This is a genomic window from Streptomyces sp. NPDC054770, assembly GCF_053611985.1.
Window position 1 is genome coordinate 121,369 of sequence record NZ_JBSHBL010000015.1, and the last position, 16,622, is coordinate 137,990.

Annotated in this window: 12 protein-coding genes; 11 read left to right on the forward strand and 1 reads right to left on the reverse strand. The window is 73.0% G+C overall.

All coding sequences use genetic code 11. From position 1 onward, the window contains the following. Nucleotides 1–92 precede the first annotated feature (92 nt). Nucleotides 93–3,740, reverse strand: a complete 3,648-nt coding sequence (locus ACWGKQ_RS16330; RefSeq protein WP_453292577.1) for a discoidin domain-containing protein — start codon at nucleotides 3,738–3,740, stop codon at nucleotides 93–95. 164 nt (nucleotides 3,741–3,904) lie between these two features. On the opposite strand from ACWGKQ_RS16330, the gene ACWGKQ_RS16335 reads away from it, so the two are divergent. From ACWGKQ_RS16335 to ACWGKQ_RS16385, 11 genes are read left to right on the forward strand one after another with little or no spacing between them, the layout of a single operon-like run. Beyond that, nucleotides 3,905–6,130, forward strand: coding sequence for a glycoside hydrolase family 27 protein (locus ACWGKQ_RS16335; RefSeq protein ID WP_453292578.1), 2,226 nt, complete (start codon nucleotides 3,905–3,907; stop codon nucleotides 6,128–6,130). Between the two features lie 14 nt (nucleotides 6,131–6,144). Further along, nucleotides 6,145–7,434, forward strand: coding sequence for an ABC transporter substrate-binding protein (locus tag ACWGKQ_RS16340; RefSeq protein ID WP_453292579.1), 1,290 nt, complete (start codon nucleotides 6,145–6,147; stop codon nucleotides 7,432–7,434). 1 nt (nucleotide 7,435) lies between these two features. Further along, nucleotides 7,436–8,371, forward strand: coding sequence for a carbohydrate ABC transporter permease (locus ACWGKQ_RS16345; RefSeq protein ID WP_453292580.1), 936 nt, complete (start codon nucleotides 7,436–7,438; stop codon nucleotides 8,369–8,371). Next, a complete protein-coding gene (locus ACWGKQ_RS16350) occupies nucleotides 8,371–9,243 on the forward strand; it encodes a carbohydrate ABC transporter permease (RefSeq protein ID WP_453292581.1) in 873 nt (290 codons plus the stop codon). Before ACWGKQ_RS16345 ends, ACWGKQ_RS16350 begins: the two co-directional genes overlap by 1 nt. After that, the gene (locus ACWGKQ_RS16355) at nucleotides 9,240–11,303 is read left to right on the forward strand and encodes an alpha-galactosidase (RefSeq protein WP_453292582.1); all 2,064 of its coding nucleotides are present in this window, start codon (nucleotides 9,240–9,242) and stop codon (nucleotides 11,301–11,303) included. Before ACWGKQ_RS16350 ends, ACWGKQ_RS16355 begins: the two co-directional genes overlap by 4 nt. A 40-nt stretch (nucleotides 11,304–11,343) precedes the next feature. Then, nucleotides 11,344–12,117 carry an SDR family NAD(P)-dependent oxidoreductase gene (locus tag ACWGKQ_RS16360; protein WP_453292583.1) on the forward strand — a complete coding sequence of 258 codons (774 nt, stop codon included), beginning with the start codon at nucleotides 11,344–11,346 and terminating at the stop codon, nucleotides 12,115–12,117. 28 nt (nucleotides 12,118–12,145) lie between these two features. Beyond that, the gene (locus ACWGKQ_RS16365; RefSeq protein WP_453292584.1) at nucleotides 12,146–12,955 is read left to right on the forward strand and encodes a FadR/GntR family transcriptional regulator; all 810 of its coding nucleotides are present in this window, start codon (nucleotides 12,146–12,148) and stop codon (nucleotides 12,953–12,955) included. Further along, complete coding sequence (gene dgoD / locus ACWGKQ_RS16370; RefSeq protein ID WP_453292585.1) at nucleotides 12,952–14,097, forward strand: galactonate dehydratase; 1,146 nt, start codon at nucleotides 12,952–12,954, stop codon at nucleotides 14,095–14,097. The genes ACWGKQ_RS16365 and dgoD overlap by 4 nt, the downstream gene beginning before the upstream one ends. Nucleotides 14,098–14,099: 2 nt before the next feature. After that, nucleotides 14,100–14,921, forward strand: a complete 822-nt coding sequence (locus ACWGKQ_RS16375) for a hypothetical protein (RefSeq protein WP_453292586.1) — start codon at nucleotides 14,100–14,102, stop codon at nucleotides 14,919–14,921. Nucleotides 14,922–14,941: 20 nt separating this feature from the next. After that, the gene (locus ACWGKQ_RS16380) at nucleotides 14,942–15,577 is read left to right on the forward strand and encodes a bifunctional 4-hydroxy-2-oxoglutarate aldolase/2-dehydro-3-deoxy-phosphogluconate aldolase (protein WP_453292587.1); all 636 of its coding nucleotides are present in this window, start codon (nucleotides 14,942–14,944) and stop codon (nucleotides 15,575–15,577) included. Next, nucleotides 15,574–16,608, forward strand: a complete 1,035-nt coding sequence (locus ACWGKQ_RS16385; protein ID WP_453292588.1) for a sugar kinase — start codon at nucleotides 15,574–15,576, stop codon at nucleotides 16,606–16,608. Before ACWGKQ_RS16380 ends, ACWGKQ_RS16385 begins: the two co-directional genes overlap by 4 nt. Nucleotides 16,609–16,622: the final 14 nt, after the last annotated feature.

Sequence of the window (16,622 nt, forward strand, 5' to 3'; positions counted from 1 at the left end):
CCGGAGCCGCGGTTCCCTCCCGGCGTCCCGGTGCCGGATCCCGCCCGCCGCGGCCTGCGCGTCGGCGGGAGGTTTCCGGCACACCCCCTTGCTCATGGTGTGGTGGTGCGGAGGACGTTGTAGCCCTCGACCCGCACACTCGGCCGGGTGACCGGCAGGCCGGCCTGCCAGGTGGCGGTGACGGTCCGGGACTCTCCCGGGAGCAGCCACAGGTAGTTGTCGCTGTACAGCGTCGGCAGCACGCGGTGTCCCGAGCGGGCGTCGAGGAGGGAGACCCGGAGCATGGCCGCCACGGCCCGGCCCCGGTTGGTCACCCGGGCGGTCACCGTGCGGCGGCCGGGGCGGGTGACGTCGACGGAGACCCGCGTCCGCGCCATGCCGTTCAGGGCCCGCATGGCCTCGGGGGAGCGATAGCGCCAGTACGTGTTCTCCGAGAGCAACGCGCCCCGTGCGTCCGTGAGGCGCAGCCGCAGCAGGTGGAGGTCCGGCAGGTCGTCCTGCACGGGCGCGGTGAACGCGGTGGTGGTGGCGGACGGCGCGATGTCGACGGTGGCGCGCCGCTCGGGGGTGACCTGCCGGCCCGTGAGGTCGTACCAGCGGGCGGTCACGGTCGCGCCGCCGACCGGCCGCGGGGTGTGGTTCACCGCGATCACCCGGCCGTCGACGGGACCGGCCTGCACATGGACCGGTTCCGCGGCCTTCCGGGCACCGTAGTAGGCGCCGTTGACGTCGAAGTCGTAGTCGTAGGTCTGCCAGACCGTGCTGTACCAGGCAGGGTGCGACATCCACAGCATCAGCCCGCTCGCGTCGTCCCAGAGCCGGGCGTTCCAGGCCTCGAACATGGCCCGGAAGTTCTCGTAGTTGACGAACTGCGCCTTGCGGCAGAAGTCGTCCAGGTCCGTCGCCGTTCCGAGGCGGGACTCGATGGCGGCCCGGTAGTTCTGCGGTGCCTGGTTCCCCTTGGTGCTCCAGTCGTGCAGGTACCAGGCGCCGCCGACGGGCCACTCGGGCTCGTCGCCGACGAGGCGGCGCATCGTCTCGGCGGTCGGCACCACCGGCATGCCGATCTCCGTGTGGAAGCCGAAGCTCCCGCCGCCGTAGGTCGAGGGGGACGAGTAGCGCTCGGGCTCGATCCAGCCGTACGGGCCGCCGCCGGAGACGATCCCGGCCGCGGAGTTGTTCTGGTAGAGGACTCCGGGCGCCTCCTCACGGACCGCGGCGCGCATGCCGTCGTCGACCGGGCCGGGCGGGTTGCCCTCGTTGGCGCCGCACCACACGACCACACTGGGGTGGATCCGGTAGCGCCGGACGGTGTCCCGGGCGAGGTCGAGGAACGCCTGGTGGTCCGGCGGGTCCATGGCCCAGGCGTTGGGGAAGTCGTTCCACACGAGCAGCCCGTGCTCGTCGCAACTGGCGTAGAACTCCTCGCGGTTGCTGCTGCCCACCCAGTTGCGGACCATCGTGAGGTTCATGTCGCGGTGCATCCGCACGGCCGTGTCCATGCGCGCGGCCGGCATCCGCCGCAGCAGTTCGTCCCAGCCCCAGTTGCCGCCGCGGCAGAACACCCGGACGCCGTTGACACTGATCTTCAGCGGCACGGTGGAGTTGTCCACGGACCGTACGTCGGTCCAGTCGGAGCCGTCGTCGGAGGCCTGGACGGTGTACGTCCGTGCGTACGCCGTCTCCCAGGTGATGACGACCCGGTCGAAGGACACCGCGCTCCCCAGGTCGACCTGGATCCACTGGTCGTCCTCGAAGGCGGACGACCAGCGGGTGCCCGGGTCGCCGTCGGTGGCGTTGCCCGGCCCGTGCCCGGGGTCGTCGACGGAGGACGCGGTGGCCGCCCGGTGCAGGGCCAGATCGGTGTCCGGCGCCGCGCTGTCCAGCACCGCCAGGCTCCACATCGACACGCCCCAGCCCGTGGCGCGGGTGCCGCACCGGACGCGTACGTACCGTGCCGTCCGCCGGTCGAGGTCCACGGTCTGCGCGACCGAGTTGCCGCCGGGCGGGAAAGTGAGCGGAACCTCGTACTCGTAGCCGAACTGGCGTATCCCGAAGCGGGTCGTGCGCCGGTCGCTCTCCTCGCCCGCGACGGCGGCGGTGAGGGTCAGCCGGTGCAGGGCCGGCTCACCGTAGCCGTTGGGCCACCACAACTCGGGCTCATTTAGGCGTAGTTGGGGATGGTCGGCGGGGGTGAGGACGACGTCGGCGGTCTCGCCCGCGGCGACGGTCACCGTCTGCGAGACCCGTACGTCCCCGAAGGCGGCGGTGACGGTGACGCGCGCGGACCCGGTGCCGGTGTTGCGCACCGGGGCCACGACGGTCAGCTCGGCCGTGCGCGTGTCGGGCAGGTCGGGCAGCCTGGTGTCCACCCGGGGGTCGCCGAGCACCGCCGGGCCGGTCGAGCGCAGCCGGACGTGGTTCCAGATGCCGGCCGCCCGGTCCCGGACCGCCGGCATCCAGTCCCAGCCCGAAGCGGCCAGGTACGTGGGCGAGTTGCGGTTCATCATGTTGGCGCCCGCGTCCACGAAGGCCAGCCCGGCCGGGCCCTTGTCGGCGGGGCTGCCCGGGAAGGGCATCGGGGTGATCCGGACGGCGAGGGTCTGCGACGCCGGGCCGTCGGCGAGCAGCTCCGTGACGTCGAAGGCGGCGCGGGCGAAGGGGAAGGTCAGGTCACCGACCCGGCCGCCGTTGAACCAGACCTCGGCCCGGTGGTTGATCCCGTCGAACTCAAGCCAGACCCGGCGTCCGGCGCCGGTGCGCAGGCCCCCGGGGAGGCGGAACTCGCGCCGGTACCACCAGGAGTGCCGTGACAGCGCCTCCGGGACCCGGAGGTTGTGCAGGCCGGACACCGGGTCGGGCAGCTTGCCCTGGTCGACGAGCGAGGTCAGTACGGTGCCGGGCACCGTGGCCGGCAGCCAACGGCTGGTGTCCACCGAGGACTTGGACAGCGCGGTGCCGTCGCCGTCGGCCCAGTCGTCCAGGGTCAGGTCCCAGCCGGACTCCAGCGGGACGGTGCCGTCGGCCGCGACGTGCAGGGGTTCGGGGGTGCGGGGATGCCTGCCCCAGTCCGTCCAGCCGGTGGCGTCGGGGCGCGGCGCGCGGCACGTGCCGTACACCTGGAACCCGTTGAGCCCCAGCGGGTTGGTGTTGGAGCGCCGGTGCACCGTCATGCGCACCCAGCGTGCGTCCACCGGTTCGGACAGGGCGATCTCCACGACCCCGCCGGTGCCGGAGTCGGTGCGGTGCACCGTGGTCCAGGAGCCGCCCTCGCGCGAGGTCTCGATGACGAAGCCGACCGCGCAACTCGACAGGATCTCCTGTCCCGTCGTGTCGTTGCGCGGGCTGCCGCTGGGCGAGTCGGTGAACGGCGGGTCGTCCACGGTCGCCTCGAAGACGAGCCGCAGTGACTCGACCCGGCACAGGGCCTGGAGGTCGACGGAGATCCACTGCGGGTCGCCGGCGGCGGCCCGCCATCCGGAGCCCCGGACGCCGGCCGTGCCGAGCCCGTCCACGGCGAACTCCGCGGGCGTGGCCGCGTAGTCCGTGGAGGACACCGAGACCGGCCGGTAGGCGGCGAGTTCGCTGCCGGAGGCCCCTGAGGAGCCTTGCTGCGACTGTCCGGATCCGGCCGTGGCGACGGTGGCGAACGGACCCATGCCGAGCCCGAATCCGGCCAGCAGGGTGGATCCGGCCGAGAGCACGGAACGGCGGGACGGCGGAGTTGACTGATCCGACATGGACGAGGCCTCCGATCAGGGGAGTTCGTGCCGGGCACCAGGGCGATGACAACGTTGCCATCGCCCGTGACAACGTTGCCGAACATTGCCGTCGCGAGGTGGGCCTGTCAAGACTCCGTGCGCACCTCCGTGCTGCTTCTATTAAATTAGTAATTATTCTTGACATGGTTTCGGCCGCAGGCCACAGTCTTCGCCGTGACGCCGTAGGCCCGCTCCGGCAGAGCGGCCCGCGTCCCGTTCTCCTGCTTCCCGACCCCTGGGAGACGTACGTGACCTCGCACCCGCCCGCACCGAGATCCCCGCACCACCGGTTCACCCGGCCCGCCCTCGCGGCCGCCGTCGCGGTGGTCCTGGCCGCCACCGTGACCCCCGACGCCTTCGCACGGACGGCCGTCGACCAAGGCGCACCCGCCGGCTACGACAGCGGCCTCGCGCCGACGCCCTACATGGGCTGGAACACCTACTACGGGCTCGGCGCGCCCACCGAGAAGGAGGTGCGCGCCGTCGCCGACAAGCTGGTCAGCAGCGGTCTGCGGGACGCCGGCTACGACATCGTGTGGCTGGACGGCGGCTGGCAGGCCGACAACCCCCGCGACGCGCAGGGCCGTCTGACGGCCAACCCGGACCGCTTCCCCTCCGGCATTCCGGCTCTCGTCTCCTACCTGCACAAGCGCGGACTCAGGGCCGGCATCTACACCGATGCCGGTACCTACGACGGCGGCAAGAGCTGCGGTCTCGGCAGCCGTGGGTACTACGACCAGGACGCACGGCAGTTCGCGAGCTGGAAGATCGACGCGATCAAGGTCGACTTCCTGTGCGGGATCGGTGCGAAGCTCGATCCGGGGCCCGCGTACAAGGAGTTCAGCGACGCGGTCGCCAAGTCCGGCCGCAAGATGCTGCTGAACCTCTGCAACCCGCTCACCGACGACTGGGGCCTGCCGCACACCCCCGAGCAGGACGCCCACAACACCTACGTCTACGCCCCCGAGATCGCCGACTCCTGGCGCACCGGCACCGACATCGCCTGGGGCACCCCGAGCCCCGGCGAGTGGCCCAACATCCTGCGCAACATGGACGCCAACGCCTGGCACCCCGAGGCGCAGGGCCCCGGCCACTACAACGACCCCGACTACCTCATCCCCATGCGGAAGATGACCGACGGGACGTACGAGCTCACACAGGAGGAGTCCACCACCCAGTTCGTGATGTGGGCCGAGATGGGCTCCCCGCTGATGCTGGGGTCCGACCCGCGCACCCTGTCCGACTCGATGCTCGGGACCCTCCGCAACCCGGAGATCATCGCCGTCGACCAGGACCCCCTCGCCGTCCAGGGCGTACGGATCGCGACCGACTCCGTCGGCGACGTCTACAGCAAGGTCCTCCAGGGACACGGCCGGCGCGCGGTCGTCCTGCTCAACCGCTCCGACCAGCCGGCCCAGCGCACCGTGCAGTTCGCCGACACCGGCCTCGGCGGGCCGGTGCGGGTCCGTGACCTGCGGGCGCGTGCCGACCGGGGCACGCACACCGGGTCTTACACCGTCGAGGTCCCCGCGCACGGCACCGCGTTCCTCACGCTGACCGGCGCCGACGCGCTGCCGGGGACGGACCTGGGCGCGACGGCCACCGCGAGCCCGGCCGTGACGAGCGACGGCAGCACGTTCTTCCGGGGGCCGCACGGCTCGCTCGTCGAGAAGACCGGCGGGCGGACACAGGACCTCGGCGGCCCCGCACAGGGCAGGATCCTCGGCCAGCCCGCCGCCTACGCCTCCGCCGGCGGCCGGATCGACGTCTTCGTGCGCGGCGCCGACTCGCGGGCCTACCGGCGGGTCTACGCCGACGGCCGCTGGGGGCACTGGCAGTCCCTGGGCGGCGAGCTGACCGACGCGCCGTCCGTGGCCTTCACCGATCCCGCGCACTGGACGCTGTTCGCACGCGGCGCCGACGGCACGGTCGTGCAGCGCGGTCCGGCGACCGGCTGGTCCTCGCTCGGCGCGCCCGCCGGCGTGCAGGTCTCCGGCCGGCCGTCCGCCGCCGTCGACGCGCAGGGACGCGTCCACGTCGTTGTCCGCACCACCGCCGACGACGTGTGGACCCGGACCCGGGACACCTCGGGGGAGTGGTCCGACTGGACCTCCCTCGGCGGGACCGTCAGCGGCAGCCCGACGCTGGTCGCCGCCGGAGACGCGGTGCTGCTCTACGCGCGGGCCGCCGACTACACGCTCTGGCAGCAGCGGTACGCCGACGGCGCCTGGCAGGGCTGGAGCAAGCGGCAGGAGTTCCCGAGCGCCGCGTTCGACGGAGCGCTCGGCGCGGTCGCCGGCCCGGACGGAGCCGTGGACGCGGTCTTCCGCGGAGTCGACGGCCACGTGTACCGGACCCAATTCAAGTGAACGAGGAATCCAACATGGCCAACCCCCAGACCAGCAGGCGGCGGTTCCTCGCCGGAGTCGGTGCCGCCGGGACCGCGGCACTGCTCAGCGGCTGCGTCACCTCCACCTCCTCCGGCAAGGGCTCCTCGAAGGGCGCGGTGACCCTCCAGTCCAACCTGTCCGCCCCGCAGGCCAAGACCGCGATGGAGGACCTGGTCGCGGCGTACGGCAAGAAGGGGTCCGGCAGGGCGAGCCTGAACACGGTCGCCGCCGAGACCTTCCGCACCCAGCTGCCGACCTACCTCACCTCGGCCAACCCGCCGGACGTGTACACCTGGTACCCCGGCTCGGTGGCGGACGCCTACGCCAAGAAGAACCTGCTCCTCGACCTCGACGAGGCGTGGAGCTCCTCGCCCGACCTCAAGCGGTACACCAAGGCCCTGCACTCGCTGTGCACCGCGAGCTCCGGCAAGAAGGTCTTCGTGCCCAACACCTACTACTGGTGGGGCATGTTCTACCGGAAGTCCAACTTCGCCAAGTGGGGCGTGAGCGTGCCCACCAGCTGGGACGGCTTCCTCGACCTGTGCGACAAGCTCAAGGGCAAGGGCGTCGCCCCGATCGGGCTCGGCGCGGGCGGCAACACCCCCTGGGTGGCGTCGGCCTGGTTCGACTACCTGGACATCCGGATCAACGGCGCCCAGTACCACCGCGAACTCCTCGCCGGGAAGCACCGGTTCGACGACCCCGAGGTGCGCAAGGTCTTCGACCGCTGGCAGGAGGTGCTGCCGTACTTCGACCCGAACGGCACCGCCCTCGCCTTCCAGGACGCCACGACCGCGCTGCTGGGCGGCAAGACCGGCATGATGCTCATCGGCACCTTCTTCGCCGACTCGGCACCCAAGAGCGCCCTGGACGACATCGACTTCTTCCGCTTCCCGGTCATCGACTCCAAGGTCCCGCTCGCCGAGGAGGCGCCGGTCGACGGCTACTTCGCCAGCGCCCGCACCGGCCGCCGCGACCAGGTCATCGACCTGATGAAGTACCTCGCCACCGCCGAGGCCCAGGAGATCTACATCAAGGGCTCCTCCGGCACCGTCCTGCCCTGCAACCCGGACGCCAAGGACGCCGGCACCGCACTGGTGAAGAAGGGCCGCGCACACGTCGCCGAGGCCGCCGAGATCACCCAGTTCTTCAACCGCGACTCCAGCGACGCCCTCCAGCCCACCGCGGACACCGCCCTGACCAAGTTCCTGGCCAAGCCGAAGCAGATCGGCAGCATCCTGACCGACTGGCAGCGCGATGCCCAGAAGATCTGGAACGCCTGACGTGGCTGTGCTGACCGCCCCCGACCGGAAGTCCCCGGCCCGCCTGCCCGTCAGCGGCAGGCGGCCCCGGGGCCCCCGGCGCACCCCGCCGATGGTCCTCGCGTTCGTCCTGGTCCCGCTGCTCGCGGAGGCCCTGTGGGTGTTCTGGCCCGCGCTCCAGGGCTTCTACCTCGCCCTCACCAAGTGGGACGGCGTCTCCCCGCCGCAGTTCGTCGGCCTGGACAACTTCCGGGAGATGGCCCACGACGACGTCTTCCGCAGCGCGCTCGGCCACACCGTGCTGTGGCTGGTCCTCTTCGGCGGCCTGTCCGCCGTCCTGGGGCTCGCCGCCGCGCTGCTGCTCCAGCAGGAACGGCGCGGCGTCGGCTTCTACCGGGCCGCCCTGTTCCTGCCCGTCGTCTTCTCGCTGGTCGCCACCGCCCTCGTCTGGCAGGCGATCTACCAGCCCGACGGCGTCCTGAACCGGGTCCTTGGCGGGGTCGGCCTCGGCAGCCTCCGGCACGCCTGGCTCGCCGACCAGGACACCGCCCTGTACGCGGTGATCGTGCCCGCCCTGTGGCGCCAGATCGGCTACGTCATGGTCCTGTACCTGGCCGGCCTCAAGGGCATCGACCCGGCGCTCTACGAGGCCGCCAAGGTCGACGGCGCGAGCGCCTGGCAGCGGTTCCGGCACGTCACACTGCCCCAACTGCGCAGTGTCAACGCGGTGGTCCTGTCGGTCATCATCATCGACTCGCTGCGCTCCTTCGACGTCGTCTGGTCACTCACCCGCGGCGGCCCCTACCACTCGTCCGAGCTGCTGAGCACCTACATGTACTCGACCGCCTTCCAGTCCCTGCGACTCGGCTACGGCTCCGCCCTGGCCGTCGTCATCTTCGTCCTGGCCTTCGGGGTCATCGCCTCCTACCTCGTGCGCGCCTTCCGGGAGGCCGACTGATGTCCGCCGACGCCACAGCCGGCTCCACGGCCAACTCCACGGCGCTGCGCCGCAGAAGAGCGGCCACCGCCGGATTCCACCTCGGCGCCGGCGCCCTGGCCGTGCTGTGGCTGCTGCCCATCGCCCTGGTCCTGGTGACCAGCCTGCGCTCCTTCGACGACATCGCCGCCCACGGCCTGGGCAGCTGGCCGCGCTCCTTCACCCTGGCCAACTTCGGCCAGGCCTGGACCGACGGCGGCCAGCAGCAGGCCCTGATCAACAGCCTGATCGTCACCATCCCCTGCGTCCTGGTGACCCTGGCCCTCGCCGCGATGGCCGCGTTCGCCCTCAGCCGCTACGAACTCCGCTTCCGGCGCTCCCTGTTGCTGCTCATGCTCGGCGGCAACCTGCTGCCGCCGCAGATCCTGCTCATCCCGGTGTCCAAGCTCAGCGAGGTGATGGGCGTCTACGACACCCTGCCCGCGCTGATCGGCGTGCAGATCGGCTTCGGCGTCGGCTTCTACGTCTTCGTCCTGCACGGGTTCATGCGGTCGATCCCGATGGAGATCCAGCAGGCGGCGGTCGTCGACGGCGCCGGGCCCTGGCAGATCTTCTGGCGGATCATCCTCCCGCTGACCCGGCCCGCCCTGGCCGCCCTCAGCGCCCTGTCCTTCACCTGGATCTTCAACGACCTGCTCTGGGCGATCACCGTCCTGCGCAGCGACACCAAGATGCCGATCACCGCCGCCCTCATCGGACTCCAGGGCCAGTACGTGTCGGAGTGGAACGTGATCGCCGCCGGATCGGTCATCGCCGCCGCGCCCACGGTCGCCGTCTTCCTGCGCTTCCAGCGGCACTTCGTGGCGGGCCTCAACCTGGGAGCGGTCAAGTGACGTACCAGCGCTGGACCTTGCGGACGGAGCACACCAGCTACACCGTCCGCATTTCCCCGGACGGGCCGTGGGCCGAGCTCGACGCCTGGGGCCCGCTCGGCGTCGAGGACGGGCCGTCCGCCCTGGACTGGTCGCACCGCACCCACTTCATCACGCCCGCCGACGCGGCCCCGGCCGAGTACCTGCCCTACGGGCTGCGGCCGTTCACCGGATCCGAACTGGTGGTGGCACGTCCGGGCGCGGACCGGGGCGTGTGGTGGGAGTTCGACGGCGCCGAGGAGACGGACGGGAGCCTGCGACTCGCGTTCGCCGACGAGGTGACCGGCCTGCGGACGGTCCTCTGCTACCGGACCGTCCCCGGCACCGACGTGATCCTCCGCTGGGCCGAGTTCACCGCCACGGCCGAACTCCGCCTGGAGCGGCTCGACTCGGCCGCCGTCACGATCCCGGTCACGGGCCCGGCCCGGCTGACCTACCTCACCGGACAGTGGTCGCAGGAGTTCCAGCGCACCCAACTCGACCTCACCAGAGGCACGTTCACCATCGGCAGCCTGCAGAGTGTGCCCGGCCACGCCTACGCGCCCTGGCTCGCCGTGCAGGACGGGGACGCCACCTACGGTGTCGCCCTCGAATGGCCGGGCAACTGGCACATCACGGCGGAGGCCGAACCGGGCGGGACCGTCCGGATCCGGGCCGGCCGGGTCCCGCACGAGGGCGCCGTACACCTGACCCCCGGGGAGACCCTCGCGACCCCGCGCCTCGCCTGCGCCTTCAGCCCGGACGGACTCGACGGCCTGTCCCGGGTCTGGCACCGCTACGAGCGCCGCCTCACCTGCGACCGGCTGCACCGCCCCCGCAAGGTGCTCTACAACTCCTGGGAGGCCACCGGCTTCGACGTCGACGCGGCCGGGCAGCTGGAGCTGGCGAAGGCGGCCGCCGACATCGGGGCCGAGCTGTTCGTCGTGGACGACGGCTGGTTCACCGGCCGCGCCGACGACACCGGGGGACTGGGCGACTGGTACCCGGACCCGGCGGCGTTCCCGCAGGGCTTCGACCGGTTCGTGGCCGACGTCCGCGCCCTCGGCCTGGACTTCGGCCTGTGGGTGGAGCCGGAGGCGGTCAGCCCCGGCAGCCGGCTGTACGCCGAACACCCCGAGTGGGTCTACCGCATCGACGGCCGCCCGGCCCGCCTGGTCCGCAACCAGCTGCTGCTCGACCTGGGCCGCACCGACGTCCAGGACTTCGTCATCGGCACCCTCGACCGGTTGCTCGGCACCTACGGCATCGGCTATCTGAAGTGGGACATGAACCGCCCGCCCACCGAACGCGGCCGCCCCGGCGCCGGTCCCGCCGACCAGGTCGACCTGGACGCCGAGCACGTCGCCGGATACCTGCGGGTCCTTGACCACCTGCGCGCCGCCCACCCCGGCGTCACCGTCGAGGGCTGCGCCGGTGGCGGCGGCCGGATCGAGCACGCCACCCTCGCCCGGACCGACGTGGTCTGGCCCAGCGACAACACCGCGCCGCTGGACCGGCTGCGCATCCAGTACGGCTTCCTGCACGCCCACGCACCCCACGTCATGAGCTCCTGGGTCACCGACGCCCCCGGCATCTTCGACCCGCGCCCGCGCAGCCTCGCCTTCCGCTTCGTCAACGCCATGTGCGGAGTCCTCGGGATCGGCGCCGACCTGCGCGCCTGGAACCCGGAGCAGCGGGCCGAGGCCGCCCGGTGGATCGCCCGGTACAAGGAGGTGCGGGACGTCGTCCACCACGGGGAGGCCCGGCTGCTCGGCACGCCGGACGACCCCACCTGCGGCGTGCAGTACGACGCCGGTGACCGGACCGTCGTCGCCGCGCTCTCCACCGGTCGCCTCGACGGCGCACCGCTGGTGCCCGGCCGCCCCGCCCGGCTGCGGCTGCGCGGCCTGGACCCGGCGGCGCGCTACCGGGACACGGCGACCGGAACGCCGTACAGCGGAGCCCATCTGCTCCACCACGGACTGCCGTTCGCGTGGACTGCCGAGCACGACGCCGACCTGGTGGTGCTGAGGCGCCTGTAGGACGCATATGTTTCCAGCAGCTCACCCTCTAAGGAGCCCGATGGACCAGTCCGTACGACGGTACGGTGCCCGCTACACCGGCCGTACCGCCGTGGTGACCGGCGCCGCCTCCGGCATCGGAGCCGCCACCGCCGCACGTCTCGCCGGGGAGGGCGCGGCCGTCGTGCTCGCCGACATCGCGGACGAACGCGGCCAGGCCGTGGTGGACGGGATCGAGAAGGACGGCGGCCGGGCCCGGTACGTGCACGCGGACGTCGCCGCCGAGGACGACTGGGCGCGGATCGTGACCGCCGCCCACGCCTTCGGCCCGGTCGACGTGCTCGTCAGCAACGCCTACACCGTCGAGGTCCGGCCGGCCGACGAGATGACCCTGCCGTCCTGGCAGCGGCAGCTCGCCGTCAACCTCACCGGCAGCTTCCTCGGCGTGAAGGCGGTCCTGCCCGACCTGCGCGCCCGTCACGGCGCGGTGCTGCTCACCTCGTCGGTGCACGCCCACGCGGGCATCCCCGGCCACCCCGCCTACGCCGCGGCCAAGGGCGGCCTGCTGTCCCTGTGCGGGCAGCTCGCCGTCGAGTACGGGCCCGAGGTACGCGTCAACGCGGTACTCCCCGGGCCCATCCTGACCGGGGCCTGGAACCGGGTGCCGCCCGACGAACGGCAACGCAGCATCGCCCAAACGGCCGCCCGCCGCTTCGGCACCCCCGAGGAGGTCGCCGCGGCGATCGCGTTCCTCTGCGCCGACGAGGCCTCCTACATCACCGGGTCCAGTCTCGTCGTGGACGGCGGCTGGAGCGTCGTGAAGGCCTCCGCATGATGCCCTTTGAACAGAAAGGCTGTACGACATGACGCCCTACGCCCGCCGCGGTGTGCACGGCCAGACCGTGGAGGCCCTGGCGCGCCGCATCCTCGGCGGCGAGATCCCGGAAGGGGCCACGCTCGACCTGGTGGCGTTGCAGAGCGAACTGGACGTCAGCCTCACCGCCCTGCGCGAGTCCCTCAAGGTGCTCGCCGCCAAGGGCATGGTCGACGCCCGCCAGAAACGCGGCACCTTCGTGCGGGCCCGCGCGGACTGGAACCTGCTCGACGCCGACGTGCTGCGCTGGCAGTTCGAGGGCGGCGGGACGACCGGCGCGGAATGGTCGCTGCTGCGCAACCTCGCCGAGGTCCGCGCCATCATCGAGCCGGCCGCCGTCCGGCTCGCCGCCGAGCGCCGCACCGAGGCCGACCTGCTGTTGCTGGAGACGGCCGTGGAGGCGATGGCGCGGGAGGGCGCCGACCCGGGCCACGCCGTCGACGCCGACCTCGCCTTCCACCGCGCCCTGCTCGCCGCCACCCACAACGAACTGCTCGAACGCATGGAGATGGTGATCGAGTCGGGGCTGGCCCACCGCGACCGGATCGTGCACAGCTCCCCGCACAGCGAGGACCCCGTGCCGGCCCACCGCGCCGTCCTGGACGCCGTGCGCGACCGCGACCCACAGGCGGCCGAGACCGCCATGCGGGCCCTGCTCGACCAGGCGGGCCGCGACCTGGCCCGGCTCGACGGCCCCGAGGACGAGACCGGACCCGAAGCGGCGACCGGACCCGGAGAAACGACCGGGACCGAAGAAACGACCGGGACCGACGACACGAAAGGCAACGGCGGCCAGTGAAGATCGACCGGATAGAGACCTTCCTCGTCCCGCCGCGCTGGCTCTTCTGCCGCGTCGAGACCGACGACGGGGTGGTCGGCTGGGGCGAGCCCGTCGTCGAGGGCCGCGCCGAGGTCGTCCGCGCGGCCGTCGACGTCCTCGCCGAATACCTGCTGGGGCAGGACCCGTTGCGCATCCAGGACCACTGGCAGGTGCTCACCAAGGGCGGCTTCTACCGGGGCGGTCCGGTGCTGTCGAGCGCCGTCGCGGGCCTCGACCAGGCCCTGTGGGACATCGCAGGCAAGACCTACGGCGCGCCCGTGCACGCCCTGCTGGGCGGTCCGGTGCGCGACCGGGCGAGGGTCTACGCCTGGGTCGGCGGCGACGAACCAGCCCAGCTGACCGAGCAGATATCGGCCCAGGTCGAGGCGGGCTTCACCGCGGTCAAGATGAACGCCGCCGGGGCCACCTCACCGCTGACCACGGTGGCGGAGACGGCGGCCGTGGTCGCCCGGGTGAGTGCCGCCCGGGACGCCCTCGGCCCGGACCGGGACGTCGCCGTCGACTTCCACGGCCGCTTCACCGCCGCCAGCGCCCGCCGCGTCCTCACCGAACTCGCCCCGCTGCACCCGCTGTTCGTGGAGGAACCGGTCCTCCCCGAGCAGGGCCACCTGCTGCCCGGTCTGGTCACCGCGAGTTCGGTGCCGCTGGCCACCGGCGAACGCCTGTACTCGCGCGCCGAGTTCCTGCCCGCCCTGGCCGCCGGCATCGCGGTCGCCCAGCCGGACCTCTCGCACGCCGGCGGCATCTCCGAGGTGCACCGCATCGCCTCGCTCGCCGAGACCTACGGCGCCCAGCTCGCCCCGCACTGCCCGCTCGGCCCCATCGCCCTCGCCGCCAGCCTCCAAGTCGCCTTCGCCACACCGAACTTCTTGATCCAGGAGCAGAGCCGCGGCATCCACTACAACAAGGACGCCGACCTCCTCTCCTACCTCGTCGACCCCGAGCCCTTCCGCTTCGTGGACGGGCACGCGCACCGCGGTGACGCCCCCGGGCTCGGCATCACCATCGACGAGGCGGCCGTACGCGCGGCCGACCGCACGGGCCACCGGTGGCGCAACCCGGTCTGGCGGCACGCCGACGGCTCCTTCGCGGAGTGGTGACCATGCCCCTCGACGTCGTGACCGACCTCGCGCACGGCGGCCGCTGGACCTCGCTGCGGCACGGTGGCCGCGAGTGGCTGTGGCGGCGCGACAGCCCCGAACGCCGCCGCGTCACACCGGGCGAGGCGTTCGTGGACGCGGGCGGACTGGAGGAGTGCGTCCCCACCGTCCGCGGCACCCCCGACCACGGCGACGCCTGGTCCCGGCCCTGGACGCGCGACGAGGACGGCACCGGGGAGACCGTCCACTGCGAGCGCTTCGTCCTGACCCGCACGCTGCGTGGCACGGCCGACGGTGTGGAGGCCGACTATGTGCTGACGGCCGACCCCGGCTTCCGTTTCGTCTGGGCCGCCCACGCGCTCCTCGACCTCTCCGAGGAGGCCGTCCTGCGGGTCCGGGAGGGCGCGCCCACCCGGCTGTTCCCGGAGGCCGCGCCCCTGCTGGACCGTCCCTGGCCGGACGGCGCCCCCTGGGTGGCGGGCACCTGGCCCGCGCCCCTGGGGCTGCGGCTCGACCGCTTCGGGCCGGACGACGGTACGGCCGTCGGGGCCGTGGTCGACGGCGGCCGCTGCTGTGTGCACGACGGCCCGGACCAACTCGCCTTCGCCGTCGAGGCGGAGGGGCAGCCGCTCTCCGTCGCCCTGTGGCGCAACCTCGGCGGCTTCCCCGCCGACCGGCCCTACCGCAGTACGGGCGTCGAGCCGATGCTCGGCCGCGTCTTCGACCTCGCCGACGCGGGCCCGGACGACGCCGCCCGCGTCCCCGCCTCGGGCGAGGTCCGCTGGCGGCTCACCGTCGGCGCCGACTGCCCGTGCACCCGCTGACCATGGAAGGAGCCCCGCTCGTGGATCTGCGAGCCGCCCTCGCCGCCCGTCGCCTGCTCGCCATCGTGCGCGGCGGCGACCCGGACGCCGCCCTGCGCACCGTACTGACCCTCGCCGAGGAGGGCATCGAACTGATCGAGGTGTCGCTCAGCGGCGCCGACGCACTCACCGTCATCGCCCGGGCCCACAAGGAACTCGGCCCCGGCCGGCCGCTGGGCGCCGGCACGGTGCTGACCGCCGCCGACGCACACGCCGCCCATCGCGCGGGCGCCGGCTTCGCGGTCACTCCCGGTCTCGGCGCCGGCGCCGACACCGCGCGGCAGCTCGGCATGCCGGTCCTGGCGGGCGTGCTGACCCCCACCGACGTGATCGCGGCGCAGGCCGGCGGCGCCGCGGCCCTGAAGCTCTTCCCGGCCGCCGAGGCCGGGGGAGCGGCGTACCTGAAGGCGCTGCGCGGGCCGTTCCCCGACACCGCGTTCGTCCCGGTCAGCGGTGTCGACGTGCCGGCCGCGCGGGCCTACCTGGCCGCCGGGGCGACCGCCGTCGGCGTCGGCTCACCGCTCGTCGGCGACGCGGCGGACGGCGGCAGCATCAGCGACCTGCGCGACCGGGCCCGCGCGTTCCGGGCCGCCGTACCGGAGGAGGGACCGGCATGACGGCCTCCTGGTGTCCGGCCCCTGGCCCGGTCGTCTGCCTCGGCGAGACCATGGCCGCCCTCGCCCCCGACCCGCCCCGGCCGCTGGCGGACGCCGAGCAACTGCGGGTGTCCGTCGCGGGAGCGGAGTCCAACGTGGCCATGTACCTCGCGGACCACGGCGTCCCGGCCCGCTGGCTCTCGGCCGTCGGTGACGATCCGCTGGGCCGCCGGGTGCGCGCCGCGGTCGCCGCCGCCGGGGTCGACGTGACGCACGTCCGCACCGACCCGCACCGGCCCACCGGCCTCCTTCTCAAGAACCCGGGCCCCGCCGGCACCCGCGTCCACTACTACCGCACCGGCTCGGCGGCCTCGGCCCTCGGCCCCGGCCTGCTCGACGGCGAACCCCTGCGCTCGGCGGCCCTCCTGCACCTCACCGGGATCACCCCCGCCCTCTCCGCGTCCTGCCGCGCCCTGGTGACCCGGGTCCTCGACACGCCCGCCGCCGAACGGCCGTACGCCGTCAGTTTCGACGTCAACCACCGGGCCGCGCTGTGGCCGGACGGCACCGCACCCGTGGTGCTGCGCGCCCTCGCGGACCAGGCTGACATCGTTTTCGTGGGCCTCGACGAGGCCCAGGAACTGTGGGGCGGCGACCTGACCGTCACCGGCCTGCGGGACCTGCTGCCCGGCCCGCGGATCCTCGTCGTCAAGGACGGCGCCCGGTCCGCGACCGCGGTCACCGCGAACGGCGTGTGCACGGTGCCCGCGCTGCGGACGGCCGTGGTGGAACCGGTCGGCGCGGGCGACGCGTTCGCGGCGGGCTTCCTGGCCGGCCTGCTGCGCGCCGAGACGATGACGCGTGCCCTGCGGCTCGGCCACCTCACCGCTGTCTCCGCCCTCAAGGTGACGGGGGACCACGGACCGCTGCCCGGGCTGACGGACATCACCCGGCTCCTCGGACTTACGGACGGAGACTGGCAGCGGTACGACGACGGATCGGCAGCGGGACCAACGCACGCGGGTCGGCAACGACTCTGCCCGCAGGCCTGAAATACGCCACGGGA